General features: G+C 51.3%; 15 protein-coding genes and 1 other annotated feature. All 15 genes read left to right on the top strand.

Annotation, left to right across the window (positions count from 1 at the left end; translation table 11 throughout):
- The first annotated feature begins 2 nt into the window (after window positions 1–2).
- Entirely contained in the window at window positions 3–1,304 is a 1,302-nt protein-coding gene (gene hemL, locus AC6B99_RS09995) for a glutamate-1-semialdehyde 2,1-aminomutase (protein ID WP_496663286.1), read from the top strand.
- 54 nt (window positions 1,305–1,358) lie between these two features.
- Window positions 1,359–2,333, top strand: coding sequence for an RluA family pseudouridine synthase (locus AC6B99_RS09990; protein ID WP_056039892.1), 975 nt, complete (start codon window positions 1,359–1,361; stop codon window positions 2,331–2,333).
- Window positions 2,334–2,464: 131 nt separating this feature from the next.
- Window positions 2,465–4,027, top strand: coding sequence for a LysM peptidoglycan-binding domain-containing protein (locus AC6B99_RS09985; RefSeq protein ID WP_496663285.1), 1,563 nt, complete (start codon window positions 2,465–2,467; stop codon window positions 4,025–4,027).
- A 156-nt stretch (window positions 4,028–4,183) separates the two neighbouring features.
- Window positions 4,184–4,416, top strand: a binding site (T-box leader).
- A 76-nt stretch (window positions 4,417–4,492) separates the two neighbouring features.
- Window positions 4,493–7,153, top strand: a complete 2,661-nt coding sequence (locus AC6B99_RS09980) for a valine--tRNA ligase (RefSeq protein WP_056039896.1) — start codon at window positions 4,493–4,495, stop codon at window positions 7,151–7,153.
- 29 nt (window positions 7,154–7,182) lie between these two features.
- Complete coding sequence (locus AC6B99_RS09975) at window positions 7,183–8,556, top strand: glutamate ligase domain-containing protein (protein WP_494864033.1); 1,374 nt, start codon at window positions 7,183–7,185, stop codon at window positions 8,554–8,556.
- Between the two features lie 7 nt (window positions 8,557–8,563).
- Window positions 8,564–9,964 carry a UDP-N-acetylmuramate--L-alanine ligase gene (gene murC / locus AC6B99_RS09970; protein ID WP_056039899.1) on the top strand — a complete coding sequence of 467 codons (1,401 nt, stop codon included), beginning with the start codon at window positions 8,564–8,566 and terminating at the stop codon, window positions 9,962–9,964.
- Between the two features lie 330 nt (window positions 9,965–10,294).
- Window positions 10,295–11,758 carry a hypothetical protein gene (locus AC6B99_RS09965; protein WP_496663284.1) on the top strand — a complete coding sequence of 488 codons (1,464 nt, stop codon included), beginning with the start codon at window positions 10,295–10,297 and terminating at the stop codon, window positions 11,756–11,758.
- Between the two features lie 63 nt (window positions 11,759–11,821).
- Window positions 11,822–12,064 carry a DUF4321 domain-containing protein gene (locus tag AC6B99_RS09960; RefSeq protein WP_056039903.1) on the top strand — a complete coding sequence of 81 codons (243 nt, stop codon included), beginning with the start codon at window positions 11,822–11,824 and terminating at the stop codon, window positions 12,062–12,064.
- A gap of 25 nt (window positions 12,065–12,089) precedes the next feature.
- A complete protein-coding gene (locus AC6B99_RS09955; protein WP_056039905.1) occupies window positions 12,090–12,698 on the top strand; it encodes a Maf family protein in 609 nt (202 codons plus the stop codon).
- Window positions 12,699–12,738: 40 nt separating this feature from the next.
- Window positions 12,739–13,428, top strand: a complete 690-nt coding sequence (radC, locus tag AC6B99_RS09950; RefSeq protein WP_056039907.1) for a RadC family protein — start codon at window positions 12,739–12,741, stop codon at window positions 13,426–13,428.
- Between the two features lie 42 nt (window positions 13,429–13,470).
- On the top strand, window positions 13,471–14,505 hold the full coding sequence (locus AC6B99_RS09945) for a rod shape-determining protein (RefSeq protein WP_056039909.1): 1,035 nt from the start codon (window positions 13,471–13,473) through the stop codon (window positions 14,503–14,505).
- A 99-nt stretch (window positions 14,506–14,604) separates the two neighbouring features.
- A complete protein-coding gene (mreC, locus tag AC6B99_RS09940) occupies window positions 14,605–15,438 on the top strand; it encodes a rod shape-determining protein MreC (RefSeq protein WP_235533255.1) in 834 nt (277 codons plus the stop codon).
- Complete coding sequence (gene mreD, locus AC6B99_RS09935; RefSeq protein WP_081418971.1) at window positions 15,435–15,968, top strand: rod shape-determining protein MreD; 534 nt, start codon at window positions 15,435–15,437, stop codon at window positions 15,966–15,968. The genes mreC and mreD overlap by 4 nt, the downstream gene beginning before the upstream one ends.
- Window positions 15,969–16,030: 62 nt before the next feature.
- Window positions 16,031–16,696, top strand: a complete 666-nt coding sequence (locus AC6B99_RS09930; protein ID WP_442952551.1) for a septum site-determining protein MinC — start codon at window positions 16,031–16,033, stop codon at window positions 16,694–16,696.
- Between the two features lie 3 nt (window positions 16,697–16,699).
- Window positions 16,700–17,491 carry a septum site-determining protein MinD gene (minD, locus tag AC6B99_RS09925; RefSeq protein ID WP_046229380.1) on the top strand — a complete coding sequence of 264 codons (792 nt, stop codon included), beginning with the start codon at window positions 16,700–16,702 and terminating at the stop codon, window positions 17,489–17,491.
- Window position 17,492: the final 1 nt, after the last annotated feature.

The following is a 17,492-nucleotide window of genomic DNA, read 5'->3' as shown; positions in this document are numbered from 1 at the left end:
TGATGAGTCATTCATCTTCAGGCAGAAGCGATATTCGCTCACGCGAGGCATTTGCGCGGGCCAAGCAAGTGATTCCGGGCGGCGTGAACAGTCCGGTTCGCGCTTTTAAATCCGTAGGATTGAACCCGGTTTATATGGAGCGCGGCCAAGGCAGCCGCGTATTTGATATCGACGGCAACAGCTACATCGATTACGTTGCTTCATGGGGACCACTCATTATGGGCCATGCGCATCCAGAGGTCGTTGAAGCGATCAAGCGTACCGCGGAAAAAGGCACCAGCTTTGGGGCGCCAACGGAACTGGAGACGCTGATGGCGGAGCTTGTGTGCGAGCGTGTGCCTTCGGTAGATGTGGTCCGGATGGTCAACTCCGGCACGGAAGCGACAATGAGCGCCTTGCGTCTCGCTCGCGGGTTTACGAAGCGCAGCAAAATCGTCAAGTTTGAAGGCTCATACCACGGACATGCCGACAGCCTGCTCATTAAAGCGGGTTCCGGTGTGGCGACGCTTGGCTTGCCGGACAGTCCCGGCGTTCCGGAAAGCATTGCCTCCCAGACGATTACGGTGCCTTACAATGATATCGAGTCGATTAAGCTCGTATTTGAAAAGTACGGCGAGGAAATTGCCTGTGTCATCGTCGAGCCGATTGCCGGAAACATGGGCGTTGTCCCGCCGCTTCCGGGCTTTCTGCAAGGACTGCGCGACATTACGGAGCAATACGGCAGCCTGCTTATTTTTGATGAAGTGATGACGGGCTTTCGTGTCCACTACAGCAGTGCGCAAGGTCTGTATGGCATTAAGCCGGATATCACTTGCTTCGGCAAGGTGATTGGGGGCGGACTGCCTGTCGGCGCATACGGCGGCAGACGCGATCTGATGGAGCTTATGGCGCCGAGCGGTCCGATTTATCAGGCGGGCACGCTGTCAGGCAACCCGCTGGCGATGGCTGCTGGTTATACGACGCTCAAGCTGCTGACACCGGAAACGTATGAGCTGCTGGAGCGCCAAGCGGTCCGATTGCAGCGCGGCTTTGAAGCGAATGCGCAGGCGGCTGGCATTGCTTCCACGATCAACCGTGTCGGCTCGATGGTTTGCCCGTTTTTCACCGAAACGCATGTCATTAATTACGATACAGCCAAAACAGCGGATTTAGAGCGCTTCAAGGTGTATTTTGCCGCTATGCTGGAGCTTGGCGTGAGCGTCGCTCCATCGCAGTTCGAAGGCATGTTTGTGTCAGCTGTCCATACCGATGAAGATATTGATGCAACGATTGCTGCAAACAGGGCTGCTTTGAGCAGGTTGTAGTTCTAGCAAGCAGCAATTTAGGCGATTGCATTCGAAAATAGGAGGTTTCATTCCATGCCAATGCTTCACTATAAGCGGGCGGGGGAGTGGCTTGAGCTCGATTGGCAGCAGCTGTCAGAAGGCTCATGGTCTGCACCAAATTATGACGGGCAACCTGGAGAACGCACCGGAACATTAGAGGCCGGCAGTCATCCGCATCAAGTGCGGCAGTGGCTGCTGGCCCGTTCTCTTTTTCCAGAAAAATGGATCAATCGGCTGTTCTCCGTTGGCGGCATCCGCTTTGATGGGCAGCGTCTGGGCTTGCTCGCCTTTCCCGCTGCGGACCCGCTTAGCGATCCCTTGTATCGTCAAGCGAGGCTGTCGCAAGGCAATCCCGTTCCAACCGTTCTTTTCGAGGATGATTTTTGCCTCGTGCTTTATAAGGAGGCAGGGATGCCTGTGCATGGCACAGGTGCCAATCAGGCGGGAACGCTGGATGAAGCGGCGGCTCGTCATATGCTACTGCAAGGAGATCCGCTGCCTGTCCGTCATATCCATCGTCTCGATGATGATACATCGGGCCCCGTGCTTTATTCCAAAAATGATTTCGCCCAGTGGAAGCTGGACGAAGCGATGCGCCGCAAGGCGATCGACCGCCGCTATATGGCGTTTGTTCAAGGACGGCTGCGTCCGCCTGCGGGAACCGTTGACGCTCCGATTGGCAAGGACCGCCATCATCGCTCCAGACGGCGTGTGACCCAGGGCGGCGATGCCGCTGTTACCCATTATGAAACGGCCGAGATGTATGCCGGAGCGACGCTGGTCCGTTTGCAGCTGGAGACGGGACGTACGCATCAAATACGCGTCCATATGAGCCACTTGGGCCATCCCCTGATTGGGGATTCGCTTTATGGCGGCTCTGTGCAGCTGCTGAAGACGCAGGCGCTGCATGGCGAACGCCTTATTTTTGCCCACCCGTGGACAGATTCGCCTGTGGAAGTTGCGGCGCCAGAGCCCGCTTGGCTTCCCGAATTGCGAGCTAAATTATAGCCTCTGCAAAAGATAGTCATGCTCTCCCCCCTTTGCCCATATAGATAATTAGTGAGAGTAGCATTTTTAGCCCAAGCATTGTCTAAGAGACTGCGACGAAATGGGTCAGTATAGGGAGGGAGGACTTGAGCGTGACGGATCAAACGAAAGGCTTGCGCTTTGACGTGTATGAACGCGTGCATCTGTCGGATGAAGTTGCCGATATCGATGAACTGGAAGAAATTGAGCTTGTGCCTCGCATTCAGGTTGTTGAGCAGGGGGACCATGCGGTTTTGAAAGGCCAGCTGCTACTAAGCGGGGTATATCGCAGTACGAACGAAGCCGCTCCGCTTCAGGCATTGGAGCATTTCATTCCCGTCGAAATTACGATGCCGATGAACCGGATTTCACGGCTGGACGATGTGACGGTGGAAATTGATAATTTTGACGTGGATTTGCTTTCCTCGCGAACGCTTAACATTACCGGTGTGTTGTCGCTGCGCGGCATTCTTGTGGAGCCGCAGCAGGAAGTGGAGGAAGCGTGGCGCGAGGAGCCATTCACCGTCGTCCATGATCGCGTAGATACGAGCCAGGCTTCGTACGATGAGGAGCTTCAGCGTAGCGGCGGCGAACCATTTGCTGCTGACGAGGCGCAGGTGGCGGACCAGGCCGCTTATGGGCTGCAAGCTGAACCCTATTTTGCTGGACAGGAAGGACAATTGCCTTTCAGGGGGGAGCAGGAACAGAATCAAGGTTATAATGAGGCACAAGAGTATAATGAGGCACAAGGGTATAATGAGGCACAAGAGTATAATGAGGCTCAAGTGTTTATTGGGGCTCAACAGTTCGCTGAGTCTGAATCCGAGATTGAGGCTTACAATGCTAGTAATGCATATAATGAGCGGACGTATGAAGCGGCTGATGAAAGCGCGGAAGCAGAAGGGCCGAAGGCTGGCGTTACGATCTCGCCTTCGCCGCGTGACGCAGGCTTGTCAGCAGCAGAGTGGTTTCAGGGGCAGGATCATTCCGGGGCACAGCCGAACTTTAACGCTAATTTCAATCCACCGCCTGCTTTTGCACAGCAGCCAGTCGTAACTGGGCTTGGTCATGGCATTGCGCAGGAAAGGCAGCAGGGAGCTTCTGCCTATCAACAGGCGGAGGACTTTGGCTGGAGCCCAGGGGGACAACCGCAGCAGGCAGAGGAAACTTACATTCCGGCGGGGGCAGAGCAAAGCAGCTACGACACATCCCCGTGGCAGGATAGCGAGCTGGAGCGTTTGAACGAATGGCAGGAGGGGGAGGAAGCTGGTGCGGAGCAGCAAGCGGAGCCGGAGAAGCAGGAGATGCGCATTGCCTTTGGCAGCAAGGCGCCGGAAGCAACTGGAGCTCCTGCATCAGGCGTCGGGCTTGTGACGCTGCTGCAAACGAGCAAGCGCGAGCAATTAGCGCGGCAGGCTGAGCAGGAGGCGGCGGATTATGCGCTTGAGCAGACGAAGGCTCAGCAGCCGGCAGGCGATGAAATCGAGTGGCGCAATTTATTTTTGAAGCAATCCGATGAGCATGAATTCCGTAAAATCCGGGTATGCATCGTGCAGCGCGACGAGACGCTGGAGTCCATTGCAGTGCGCTACAGCTTGAACCCGCGTGAGATTTTGCTGTACAACGGCTTGAATGAGTCGGCGGTATCGGAAGGGCAGCTGCTTTATATTCCGTAGCAGCAGGCTGTTAAATAAAAGGAGCTTTGACCTGTGAAATAACAGTCAAAGCTCTTTTTTATGTGCCCAGCAAGTATAAAAGAGCTTGAATGTGCCTTGTTGTTTGACTTTTTTTCACAAAGAGGGTATTATTAAATAAATATGTCTTAAAGTCAACGAACGACGTTGAAGGGGAAGAGTACGCAGCCAAGCCTTCAGAGAGCGGAGCCGTTAGTGCTGAGAGTTCCGCAGGATTTTACTCGTACAAGTCGCCCTGGAGTTGCTTGAATCAAGCGGATTGTTATTCGTTAATTCAAGCCGGCCACAGCCGTTATCTGTTTGAGTGCCGTGCAGCTGCAAGACGCGCGGAACAAAGGTGGTACCACGGAAGCTAACCTTTCGTCCTTTGCTATAAGGGCGGAAGGTTTTTTTGTATTCAAAATTAAAGTAATGATGCCATTATGCGATATGTGGAGGATGGAGCTTATGTCTGAAAATCAAACGACGCCGGCGATGCCGACGACCTACGACCCGAAAGCCGCTGAACTGAAGTGGTATGACTTCTGGATGGATGGAAAATTTTTTGAAGCGGGCAAGCGCCCGGAAGCCAAGACCTATACGATCGTTATTCCCCCGCCGAATGTAACGGGAATTTTGCACATTGGGCATGCGCTCGATTTCACTTTGCAGGATATTCTCATTCGCTTTAAGCGGATGCAGGGCTTTGATGCTTTGTGGCTGCCAGGAACGGACCACGCAGGCATTGCGACACAGACGAAAGTGGAGCAGAAGCTCCGCGAGCAAGGACAATCCCGCTACGATCTGGGACGCGAGGCTTTTTTGGAGCAGGTCTGGGATTGGAAGGAGCAATATGCGGGAACGATTCGCGGCCAATGGGCAAAAATGGGGCTGTCGCTTGATTATTCGCGCGAACGATTCACGCTTGATGAGGGGCTGTCGAAGGCTGTGCGCGAGGTGTTTGTACAGCTTTACAAGAAGGGCCTCATTTACCGCGGCAAAAAAATCATCAACTGGGATCCGGCTGCTAGAACGGCTTTGTCCGATATTGAGGTTGAGCATAAAGAGCTGAACGGTCATTTGTATCATTTGCAATATCCTTTGAAGGACGGCTCAGGGCATATTACGGTTGCGACAACGCGTCCGGAAACGATGCTGGGCGATAGCGCGGTTGCCGTTCATCCTGAAGATGAGCGATACCAGCACCTCATTGGTCAAATGATCGTATTGCCGGTCATTGGACGCGAGATTCCGATTATTGGCGACGAATACGTTGACAAGGAATTTGGCTCCGGCGCTGTAAAAATTACGCCTGCCCATGATCCGAATGACTTCGAGGTTGGCCTTCGTCATGATTTGCCGCAAATTATCGTTATGGACGAGTCCGGCAAGATGAATGCGGAAGCTGGCCCTTATGCGGGACTGGACCGTTTCGACTGCCGCAAGCAGCTCGTGAAGGATTTGCAGGAGCAGGGCGTGTGCGTTCAAATCGAGGATCACGTGCATCAGGTTGGCCACAGCGAGCGCAGCGGTGCGGTCGTTGAGCCGTATTTGTCCACGCAATGGTTCGTTGAAATGAAGCCGCTCGCGGAGCAGGCGATTAATGCGCAAAAATCCGGCGAAGGCGTAAACTTCGTTCCAGACCGTTTTGAGAAAATTTATTTGCAATGGATTGAAAATGTACATGACTGGTGTATTTCCCGCCAGCTGTGGTGGGGACACCGTATCCCTGCTTGGTATTGCGACGCTTGCGGTGAAATGCATGTTTCCGACGAAGATGTAACGAGCTGTTCTTCTTGTGGCAGCACGGAGCTGCGCCAGGACGAGGATGTTTTGGATACATGGTTCAGCTCGGGTCTATGGCCATTCTCGACGCTTGGCTGGCCAGAGCAAACCGAGGACTTAAAACGCTTCTATCCGACGAATGTTTTGGTGACGGGCTATGACATTATCTTTTTCTGGGTATCTCGAATGATATTTACTGCACTGGAGTTCACAGATCAAAAGCCGTTTAAGGACGTGCTGATTCATGGTCTTGTACGCGATGCGAACGGCAATAAAATGTCCAAGTCGCTTGGCAACGGCGTCGATCCGCTCGAAGTCATTGAACAGTACGGCGCAGATGCGATGCGTTATATGCTATCGACAGGCAGTACACCGGGGCAGGATTTGCGCTTCCGCTTTGAAAAGGTGGAGCAGTCGCGCAACTTTGCCAATAAAATTTGGAATGCGTCGCGCTTTGCACTGATGAATTTGGAAGGCTTCACCGCAAGCGACATTAATATTACCGGCAAGCTGGGTACGGCGGATCGCTGGATTTTGCACCGTCTTAACGAAACCGTTCGCGAAGTAACCCGCTTGATGGACAACTACGAGTTCGGAGAAACGGGCCGCCAGTTGTACAACTTCATTTGGGATGACCTATGCGACTGGTACATCGAGTTTGCGAAGCTTAACCTTTATGGCAGCGATGAAGAAGCGAAACAAGCGACTAAATCGGTACTCGCTTATGTGCTTGATCGCACGCAGCGTCTGATTCATCCGTTTATGCCTTACATCAGTGAGGAAATTTGGCAGCATCTGCCGCATGAAGGCGAGACGATTACGCTTGCAGCATGGCCGGAATACGATGCTGCGCTGGAAGCGCCTGAAGCGGTGAAGGAAATGGAGCTGCTGATGGATATTATCCGTTCGGTGCGTAACGTTCGCGCGGAAGTAAACGTGCCGATGAGCAAAAAAATCGAACTGATGATTAAGCCGACGAGCGAAGCCGAGGCGATCATTTTGACCCGCAATGATGAGTTTGTCCGCCGGTTCTGCGGAACCTCGAAGCTGGAGGCAGGTCTTGCGTTAGCAGCTCCGGATAAGGCGATGAGCAGTATTGTTACGGGCGCAGAGCTGTACTTCCCGCTAGCAGGGCTGATTGATATTTCGCAGGAAATTGCCCGCCTTGAGAAAGAGCTTGCGACGCTGAACGGCGAAGTAACCCGCATTGAGAAGAAGCTCGGCAATGAGGGCTTTGTAGCGAAGGCTCCTGCGAAGGTCATCGAAGAGGAACGCTCCAAAATGAAGGATTATGCGGACAAACGCGATAAGGTTCAAGCAAGAATCGCGGATTTACGCGGATAGACACCGGGAAGAAAGAAGGCGTTTCTACGATGACGAATCAGCTCTCGGGCCAGCCGGAAAGCGGCGGGCTGCAGTCGTACCAGGAAGCAGTAGATTGGATAAATGGTCTTATTCCTTTCGGGATAAGGCCTGGTCTTGAGCGAGTCCTGCTCTTAATGGAGCGGCTGGGTAATCCACATCGCAGACTGAAATTTATCCATGTGGCTGGAACGAACGGCAAAGGCTCTACCTGTGCTTTTTTGACGAGCACGCTTATTAAATGCGGTTATGATGTAGGTACGTTTACATCGCCATACATTACGAAGTTTACGAATCGTTTTCAATATAATAACGCTGATATTGAAGAGCAGACACTGCTTGAACTGTCGAATGTGCTAAAGCCTGTCGTTGAGGAAATTGCGGCAACCGAGCAGGGCTCTCCGACGATGTTCGAGGTGTCTACGGCGCTGGCCATCTTGTATTTCGCGAAGGTAACGTATCCCGATTATGTCGTATGGGAAACGGGGCTCGGCGGACGAATGGACGTTACAAATATTGTGACGCCCGTTCTCTCCATCATTACCAATGTCGGGCATGACCATATGGATCGCCTTGGCGATACGCTGGAGAAGGTAGCGGCGGAAAAGGCGGGCATTATTAAGCCTGGCGTTCCTGTCGTGAGTGCGGTTACGCAGCCAGAAGTGATCGAAGTTATTCGGCAAAAGGCGATTGATAGCAAAAGCTCGCTGTATTTATTAGGCGAGCAGTTCAGCGAGACGGCGCTTTCGGTTCGCGAGGATGAGCAAACGTTCCGTTTCGATGGGCTTTTCCGCCCTATCCATCCGCTGACGATCACGCTGAACGGCGCCCATCAGCGCACGAATGCAGCGGTTGCAGTGATGGCGCTTGAGGTGCTTCGCCAATATGCGGCTCTCATCGTGGAGGATGATGCGCTGGAGGAGGGGCTGCGCCTTGCGGCATGGCCTGGACGTCTGGAAATGGTGTCGCATTCCCCGCGTATTCTCATTGATGGAGCGCATAATCCTGAAGGGGCGGAGACGCTTGCTGCTGCGCTAAAAACAACCTATCGCTATGATCGTTTAATCCTAATGATGGGTATGCTGGATAATAAGAATCATCGTGAGGTTATGAAGCATATACTGCCAATAGTAGATACGCTAATTGTGACCGAGCCTGATTTTCGCAACAAAAAAGATGCGCAGGCGCTGGCTGATCTCATACGTTCTGTGCAGGGGAAAGAGGCTTTTGAGCTGATTGTAGAGCCTGACTGGAAAGCGGCGCTTCAGCAGCTGCAGCATTTGACCGGGGAAACAGACCTTGGGGTTGTGACCGGAACGCTTTATTTAATAGCGGACGTTCGCGCCCGCTTATTGTACAACTCGGATTCTGAAAAAGGTTGGTGAACCGTCTTTGAATACAGCAAAACATGTTCATTTCATCGGAATAGGCGGTTACGGGATGAGTGCTATCGCCCGCGTCATGCTGGAGAAGGGCTATACGGTAACTGGTTCTGATGTCGCTCGTCAGGAACTCACAGAGAAGCTGGTGGCGAAAGGCGCAAAAATCTATATCGGTCATGAACCGGAAAATATTAAAGGTGCGGAGCTTGTTGTTTACTCCACAGCACTGACCAAAGACAATGTAGAGCGGTGCGCAGCGGAGGCGCTAAATATTCCGGTGCTGCATCGCTCCCAAATGCTTGCCCAGCTGATGAATGAAGGCAAAGGCGTTGCCGTTGCAGGCGCTCATGGCAAGACGACGACCTCGTCGATGATTGCCCTTGTGATGGAAAACTGCGGAACGGATCCAACCTACATTATTGGCGGCGAGATCGTAAACGTGGGTACGAATGCAAAAGCCGGAAGCGGCGAATACGTAGTAGCGGAGGCAGATGAGAGCGATGGCTCTTTCCTGCATTACCATCCGTCGATTGCGATTGTAACCAATATTGAGCCGGATCATCTGGAAAATTATGACGGTGATTTTGGCAAGCTGAAAGATGCCTACGTTCAATTTCTGTCGCAGGTAAAGCCGGATGGCAAAGCTATCGTATGTGCTGACGATGACAATATTGACGAGATCATTAGCAAGCTGTATGCAAGTCAATCGCTCGATCCATCTCAGCTCGTTACTTACGGCATTGATGGCGAGGCCCAATACAAAGCGGAGCAAGTCGTACTGGGTGACCGTAAAGTATCGTTCCAATTAACCCATCTAGGGAAGCTCTTGGGCGAGGTTGAACTGTCTGTACCAGGTAAACATAATGTATATAATGCGATGGCTACTATTATTACCTGTCTGGAAGCAGGGCTGCCATTTGCACAAATTGCGGGCGCTATTCGTGAATTCATTGGGGCCAAGCGTCGTTTCCAAGTGCTCGGCGAAGTAGAGGACATTCTCGTTATTGACGACTATGCCCATCATCCAACCGAGATCAGCGCGACGATCAGTGCTGCCAAAGCGACGGGCAAACGGATTGTAGCTGTGTTCCAGCCGCAGCGCTACACGCGTACCTATTTCCTTCTCGACCAGTTCAGCCGGGCGTTTCCGGAAGCGGACGAGGTCATCATTACCGACATTTATTCGCCAGCTGGCGAGCAGCAAATTGAGGGCGTCAACTCGCAGAAGCTGGTTGAGCTTATTAAGACGAACAGCAATGCGAATACGACTTTTATTGCAACAAAGGAAGAAGTGCTGGAGTATTTGAAGACAGCTGCTTCGGCTGGCGATCTGGTCATCACGATGGGAGCCGGCGATATTTGGAAAACAGCGGATGCTTTGGCTAAATGGTTAAAGGCAGGCCGTAAATAAAGCAGGTATCCACTGCATGAGGCAGCTCCATTAAACGCTGGAAAACGTGAAAATCGTTTTCCAGCGTTTTTTGTTGCGTAATAAGAAGGAGCTGCACCCAAACGATGGCAATGTCTTTGACGCCATTTAAATAAAGTTTTCCAATGAGCTAGCGCAGCATTGAGGGGCTGGATACAATTCCCTTAGATTTTTATAGCAAAAAAGGTTGTCGACTGTACGAAACTTGAGGTAAGCTGCGAATGTTATTTACGTATCCGTTTGTTCATAATCATAAATCTCTTAATTGTCTCATAGAGTAGGAATAGAAGAATGAGACAAGGAGAGAATGACATGAACTCAAAAAACCGCATTACGTACCGTTTCGACCAAGCCGGACAAGCTTCGCGCTCCGAAAACAAGCAGATGGCCGCAGCGGAGCCAGCTGTGGAAGTTCCAGCTGCTGCTGCGCAGCCTAGTGCTTCGAAGCAGGGAGATTTTGCGAGAGTCATCCCCTTATATAAAAATACAGCCTCTTATTCAGATGCGCAGTTCAGTCCATGGAGCACCCAGGTCGATGAGGAGATGGATCAGCTGGAGCAGTTGATTCGCGAGTCGGATCATCACTTGCCTGACGAATCTAATACAGTGACTGTTAATCGTACCTATTCGCCTGCCGATTCGTCCATAGCATCGAAAACATCCAGACATGTCGCAGACAATGAGCCGCCTGCTTTCGTTTCTGAAGAGCAGCAAAGAGTGGAGGAGAAGGGAGTATTTAATGACCTTCAACAGCAGGCTCCTTCTTTCGGCGGCTCAAAACGCAATAGCGATGCAATGGAGCATGGGCCAGAAAATACCCGCTATGGATGGGCTGATGACGGCCAGCGGCATTCGCCTGAGCTTGATTTAGGCAACCGTCCGGTTCGCTCGATACGCAGGCTTGGACATTCGCCATCTTGGATCAATGTTTTTTTATCGGTAGCAGGGGCGCTGGCAACGGGAGCCTTATTCGGTTATTTGCTGTTGTCTTTATTTTTGGATTCCTCCTCGCTTAGCTCTTCTAATCCAGCGGGCGGGCAGTCGAGCGCGGTCAGCGGGAATCCAGCATCCCAAAATGCGGGAAATGGCTTGGGCACGGGAGCAGGTGCGGGAAATAGCGGAAGCTCAGCTGCGCCGCTTGAAACGGTGGAACTGGCCATTCAGCCACAGGCCTACCATTTGCTGCAATATGGCGTATTTAGCAACTCAGAGGGCAGAGATGCCGCAATGGAGGAGCTGGCTAGCAGGGGACTTGCTTCTGCTGCTGCGACAACAGCAGACGACTTTCGGGTATATGCGGGGATGGCGGGCGATCGCAGCAGGGCAATTGCGCTGAGCAAAATGCTGCCTGGTACCGAGGTATATGTGAAAGAGCTTATTGTTCAGGCACCAGAGCAGTTTCCTTTTACGGGGAAGGCGGCAGCTGCAAGCAGTTTTTTTGAGCAGACGAATGCCTTGATAAGCATGCTGGATGATTTGGCGCTGGCCCAACTGGAGCAGCCGGTTCTTGCGCCGCTTGGCGAAAATGCGGCGAAGGCTTGGCGGACGGAGCATCAAAAATGGACGCTCAGCATAAAGGCGATGGAGTCTGGGATTCAAGACGAGGCGGGTAAAGCGTCGATGGGTGCGGTTGTTCAAGCGGTAAATACAGCGGCTTCGTCGCTTACGGAATATGATAAAAATCCTTCTCAGGCGCACTTGTGGTCGGTGCAGCGAGCTCTAATGGAAGCGATCCTGACACAAAAATCGTGGTTTGAGACTATACGCGCATTGTAAACGGAAATCATACTAAGGTATAATAGAGAGCAGTTGTCATTACTTGGCGAGAGGCGTTGAACAATGAAGAAAAACGGCTGGATGTTATTGCTTTTCCTAGTGCTCGGTCTGCTTGCGGGGGCCTTGGTGGCACGCTGGCTGGAGTCGATACCGGGAATAACTTTCTTGACCAAAGCGATTGAGGCTTCGTGGTCTCCTGCCGTTGATTTGTATGTACTGAGCTTTACAATGACGATTAACTTCCAAATTAGCTTATTCAGTATTATTGGTGTTATAGTGGCTATATGGCTTTATCGCAAACTGTAAGTTTAAACGAAGGAGCGCTATACCTATGAATCCGATCAGCCAGTTCGTGCTGGCATCGTCGTCTCCGCGCCGGAAGGAACTGGTCGCCTCTCTTGACCTTTCCTTGCCGGTTTATATTTTGTCCTCGGAAGCGGACGAAAGTGTGCCCTCCGATTGGAGCCCCGAGCAAATTGTAGAACAGCTTTCCTTGCGCAAGGCGCGGGCAACGGCTGAGCTTTTGCGGATGCAGGGGAATACGGAACCCTCTATCGTCGTTGGCGCGGACACGATTGTCGTTGTGGATGGCCATGTGCTGGGCAAGCCAGCAGATGAGGCAGATGCTTTTGCGATGTTGAGCAGCCTACAAGGCAGAGCTCATGAAGTATATACAGGTGTAGCTTGTGTTTTAACGCATAATGGTGAACAATCCTCGGCTCATCGCATGACGAAGGTGCATATGAGGCCCCTTAAGGAAGACCAGATTAATCGGTATATAGCTACTGGAGAGCCGCATGACAAAGCCGGTTCTTATGGTATTCAAGGTTATGGGGCTACGCTTGTTGAGCGGATCGAGGGCTGTTATTTCAACGTTGTCGGGTTGCCGTTGTCACTGCTGTCAGATATGCTGGCGGCGTATCGCATATATGTATTTTGATCCACGTACTTCAAGCTAACTTACGAAAGCAGGGATGGGCATGGAGTCGCAGCGCCAATTTATTCGTGATGTCCCACAGGAAGAACGTCCAAGAGAGCGATTAATTAAATATGGGGCCGAAGCGCTCAGTCACACGGAATTATTGGCCATTCTTTTGCGAACGGGTACAAAAAAGGAATCAGTTGTCCATCTTGCGGGTAATATCATGAAGGAATGTGGCAATTTGCGCAACTTGATGGATATGAGTCTGGAAGAGCTGACAGCGATTCGCGGCATTGGCCCGGCGAAAGCGATTCAATTGCGCGCAGGACTTGAGCTCGGACGCAGAGTGTCTCGTACAGGCAATGGCGACGTTGTTACGGTGCGGAGGCCAGAGGATGCGGCGAATTATGTCATGGATGAGCTTCGTCATTTGAAAAAGGAGCATTTCGTCTGTCTTTTTCTAAATACGAAAAATCACATTATCGCCCAAGAGACGCTATCGATGGGGACGCTGAATGCGTCGCTCGTTCATCCGCGAGAAGTATTTCGTGCGGCTATTAAATGCAGCAGCGCCTCGCTCATTTGCGTGCATAACCATCCGAGCGGCGATCCTACGCCCAGTGCTGAAGACATTGCGCTGACGAAGCGGCTCGTCTCTGCTGGCGAGCTGGTAGGCATTGAAGTGCTGGATCATTTGGTGATTGGTGATGGAAGGTTTATTAGTTTGAAGGAACAAGGCTACATGTAATATAATAAGAAGGATTGTGGCATTTCAGAAGGGAGCACTAACATGTTTGGTGGTTTATCGAAAGATCTTGGCATTGACTTGGGAACAGCTAATACTCTTGTATACGTAAAAGGAAAAGGAATTGTCGTGAGGGAGCCGTCTGTGGTAGCCCTGCGTACCGATACGAAAACGATAGAAGCAGTTGGCGAGCAAGCGAAAAAAATGATCGGCAGAACGCCGGGCAATATTCGCGCAGTACGTCCAATGAAAGATGGCGTAATTGCCGACTTTGAAACGACAGCAACGATGATTAAATATTTTATCCGTTCAGCGCAAAAGCAGAAATCTTTGTTTCCGCGCCATCCGAACGTCATGATTTGCGTGCCGTCTGGCATTACTGCAGTTGAGAAGCGTGCTGTTGAAGATGCTGCGAAGCAAGCAGGCGCCCGCGAAGCCTATACGATTGAAGAGCCGTTCGCTGCAGCGATTGGCGCTGATCTGCCAGTTTGGGAACCGACGGGCAGCATGGTCGTTGATATTGGAGGCGGAACGACAGAGGTTGCAGTAATCTCGCTTGGCGGCATTGTAACAAGCCGTTCGATTCGCGTCGCTGGGGATGAAATGGATGAGTCGATTATCCAATATATTAAACGCTTTTACAATTTGATGATTGGGGAGCGTACGGCGGAGCAGCTTAAGATGGATCTGGGTACAGCAATGCCGCTTGATCCGCCGGAATCGGTGGAAATTAGAGGTCGTGATCTCGTATCCGGCCTGCCTAAGACGCTTGCGATAACATCGGATGAAGTAAGCGAAGCGCTTGCGGATACGGTGACAGCTATCGTGGATGCTGTTAAAATTACACTTGAAAAATGCCCGCCAGAGCTATCTGCGGATATTATGGATCGCGGCATTGTACTGACGGGCGGCGGAGCGCTGCTTCGCAATCTGGACAAGCTGCTGCAGCGCGAGACAGGCATGCCGGTCATTGTTGCGGACAACCCGCTTGACTGCGTAGCTATAGGTACCGGCCGTTCGCTTGACCATATTCATTTGTTCAAGAGCAGAGGCGGCTCAGGCGGTCGTTCGAGACGCTAGGAGAGCTTTCCGTCCATTAGGCAAAAATGAAAATGTGATTAGAACAGGCAGGTGATCGAGCTGTTTAAGCTGTTTAGAAATAAGCGCATGTTTATGCTTATGTTCGGGTTTATTCTGTTCATTGTGGTCATCGGCTTCTCGCTAAGTGACCGTAAGGAGCTGAGTATGCCGGAGAAGTTTATCGGAGATTCAGTCGGATTCGTTCAGCAATGGTTTTATGTGCCCGCTGCTTCAATAGCGGGTTTCTTTGAGGATATTGGCAAACTCCGGTCGATTTATGAGGAGAATGAGTACCTTAGACTGACAGCAGCGGCTTATGCCCGCGACAAAATCGGCTATAACTTTTTGCAGGAAGAAAATGAGCGTTTGCAGAAAGAGCTGAATTTTACCGAGCAGCAGAAAAAAATTAACAATTACAACTACCGGATTGCCCATGTCATTGCTATTGACAATAATCCGTACAGCAAGACGCTGGAAATCAATCTAGGCTCGCTGAGTGGCATTAAGCAGAATATGGCGGTTACGACAATTGACGGCATTATCGGTATCATCAGCCAAGTAAGGCCGAATACGGCAACCGTCATGCCGATTACGGAGCTGGATGACAAGTCGCCGACTTCCAATGCGATTGCGGCGACTATTCTCGGCAAAAGCGACTCTTTCGGCATGGTTACCAGCTATGATGATGAGACGCAGCGGTTAATTATGACGAGAATCGCCGAGAACGACAAAATGATTGTGGGTGACCTGGTTGTTACTTCAGGGAGCGACAGCGTTTATCCGCGTGGTCTTGTAATTGGAACAGTAGAGACGAAGGAAGAAGGCAACTTTGGCTTGACATATACGGCTTCTATTGAGATGGCAGCTAATTTGAACCAGCTTAAAGAGGTGTTTGTCGTCGAGGTCACTGCATCGGAGGATGCGGGCAAATGAGTATGATGAGCACAAATCGGCTTATCCTGCTGTTGTTTCTGCTTTTTATTATAGAAGGCAGCGTTATGCCCTGGATCATTCCGGCGGATTATTCGAGTAAAATTATCCCGCATTTCAGTTTTGTCTTTATCTTATATGCTGCTCTGTATAGCGGTCGCCATCGCGCATTGCTGTTTGGTTTAGGTATCGGACTTATTCAGGATATCGTCTATTACGGTCATTTGCTCGGCGTTCATACGTTTATGATGGGGCTGATTGGCTATTTTGCCGGACTGCTGTTCGATCGCCGCCGCAGCACGCTGCTCACTTGCCTGTCCGTCATTGGCTTTGCATGCATCGCATACGATTCAGCCGTTTATTTCATTTATTCGCTTTTCCGGTTGACGGAGGAGTCGTATGCATACGCGCTGCTGGATCATATTTTGCCTAGCTTATTTTTGCAGCTTGCCTTTGCCTTGATTATTTATGTGCCTGTTCGAAAGCTGTATGAGCAGGATGCGAAGCTTAATCAGGACCAGGATGAGGAATAAATTGGCGGAAAAAGCAGGAATTCGATTGTTTCGAAAAGAATGCAATACGTTGGGGAGGGACAATCGTGGCCGAAAAGCAGCATATTATGATTAAAGGCGTCAAGGAAGGTCTCGTGTTCCTTCTCGACGATAGTTGTGAGCTTGATTTATTACTTGATGAGCTGCACTACAAGCTTGAGAAAACCCATCAGCAGCTGCTCACCGGCCCGCTCGTACACGTCCATGTCAAGCTGGGAACTAGGCAGCTCGGCGATGAGGATAAAGAACGGATTCGATCGGTCATTCGCGCGCAGGGCAATCTGATTGTACAATCGGTGGAATCGGAGTCCGCGGAAGGCAGCTTGCCGCCGCCGCCGCCGGGCATTCAGCTCATTAGCGGAATTATTCGATCGGGCCAAACGATGGAGCGTGAAGGCGATTTGCTGCTGACGGGGGATGTAAACCCGGGAGGAACGATTATAAGCACCGGCGATATTTATGTGATGGGCGCGCTGCGCGGCGTTGCTCATGCGGGTGTGAACGGCCGAACGGACGTTATTATTGCGGCATCGCTGATGCGGCCGACGCAATTGCGCATAGCAGATATCATTAGCAGGCCACCGGAGGAATGGATGTCGGGCGATCCGGCGATGGAATTTGCTTTTTTGAATGAGGGAACGATGCAAATGGATAAAATTTCGCAATTATACCGTTTACGCAATAATCCGATTATGTTAAGAGGGGTGTAACTTATGGGAGAAGCGATTGTTGTCACATCTGGAAAAGGCGGCGTTGGCAAGACGACTACGTCCGCTAATCTGGGAACGGCACTGGCTCTGCTTGGCAAGAAGGTATGTATGGTTGACACCGACATCGGACTGCGTAATTTGGATGTGGTTATGGGACTGGAAAACCGCATTATTTATGATCTTATCGATGTGGCAGAAGGCCGCTGCCGCTTGAATCAAGCGCTGATCAAGGACAAGCGCTTTGACGAGCTGTACATGCTGCCAGCTGCCCAAACGAAGGACAAAAATGATGTATCGCCCGAACAGGTCAAAGACATGGTGCTGGAGCTAAAGAAGGAATTTGACTATGTCATTATTGATTGCCCAGCCGGAATTGAACAGGGCTTCCGTAATGCGATTGCTGGTGCGGATCGCGCTATTGTCATTACAACACCAGAAAATGCTGCCGTTCGCGATGCAGACCGGGTAATTGGTCTGCTTGAAAAAGAAGGCATTGCCGCCAAAATCATCATTAACCGCATTCGCCAGAACATGGTGAAGAGCGGCGAAATGCTCGATATTGATGAAATTTGTCAGGTGCTTGCCGTTGATTTGCTCGGTATCGTGCCGGACGATGAGAAGGTTATTAAATCCGCAAATACGGGGGAGCCAACCGTAATGGACCCTTCCTCGCGCGCGGCGATTGCTTACCGCAACATTGCCCGCCGCATTTTGGGTGATATGGTTCCGCTCATGCTGCTAGACGAGAAGGCAGGCGCCTTCAAACGGTTCCGCAAGTTTTTGGGAATAGGATGAT

The organism is Paenibacillus liaoningensis (assembly GCF_059609455.1).
This window is presented reverse-complemented; position numbering and strand designations above follow the sequence as displayed.

What these genes read in the sequence shown, in the direction of transcription:
- mreC (WP_235533255.1), top strand. Translation starts at nt 14,605, where the DNA reads ATGTTCGGGTTTATTCTGTTCATTGTGGTCATCGGCTTCTCGCTAAGT.
- AC6B99_RS09945 (WP_056039909.1), top strand. Translation starts at nt 13,471, where the DNA reads ATGTTTGGTGGTTTATCGAAAGATCTTGGCATTGACTTGGGAACAGCT.
- AC6B99_RS09955 (WP_056039905.1), top strand. Translation starts at nt 12,090, where the DNA reads ATGAATCCGATCAGCCAGTTCGTGCTGGCATCGTCGTCTCCGCGCCGG.
- hemL (WP_496663286.1), top strand. Translation starts at nt 3, where the DNA reads ATGAGTCATTCATCTTCAGGCAGAAGCGATATTCGCTCACGCGAGGCA.
- AC6B99_RS09965 (WP_496663284.1), top strand. Translation starts at nt 10,295, where the DNA reads ATGAACTCAAAAAACCGCATTACGTACCGTTTCGACCAAGCCGGACAA.
- AC6B99_RS09960 (WP_056039903.1), top strand. Translation starts at nt 11,822, where the DNA reads ATGAAGAAAAACGGCTGGATGTTATTGCTTTTCCTAGTGCTCGGTCTG.
- minD (WP_046229380.1), top strand. Translation starts at nt 16,700, where the DNA reads ATGGGAGAAGCGATTGTTGTCACATCTGGAAAAGGCGGCGTTGGCAAG.
- AC6B99_RS09975 (WP_494864033.1), top strand. Translation starts at nt 7,183, where the DNA reads ATGACGAATCAGCTCTCGGGCCAGCCGGAAAGCGGCGGGCTGCAGTCG.
- radC (WP_056039907.1), top strand. Translation starts at nt 12,739, where the DNA reads ATGGAGTCGCAGCGCCAATTTATTCGTGATGTCCCACAGGAAGAACGT.
- AC6B99_RS09980 (WP_056039896.1), top strand. Translation starts at nt 4,493, where the DNA reads ATGTCTGAAAATCAAACGACGCCGGCGATGCCGACGACCTACGACCCG.
- AC6B99_RS09990 (WP_056039892.1), top strand. Translation starts at nt 1,359, where the DNA reads ATGCCAATGCTTCACTATAAGCGGGCGGGGGAGTGGCTTGAGCTCGAT.
- mreD (WP_081418971.1), top strand. Translation starts at nt 15,435, where the DNA reads ATGAGTATGATGAGCACAAATCGGCTTATCCTGCTGTTGTTTCTGCTT.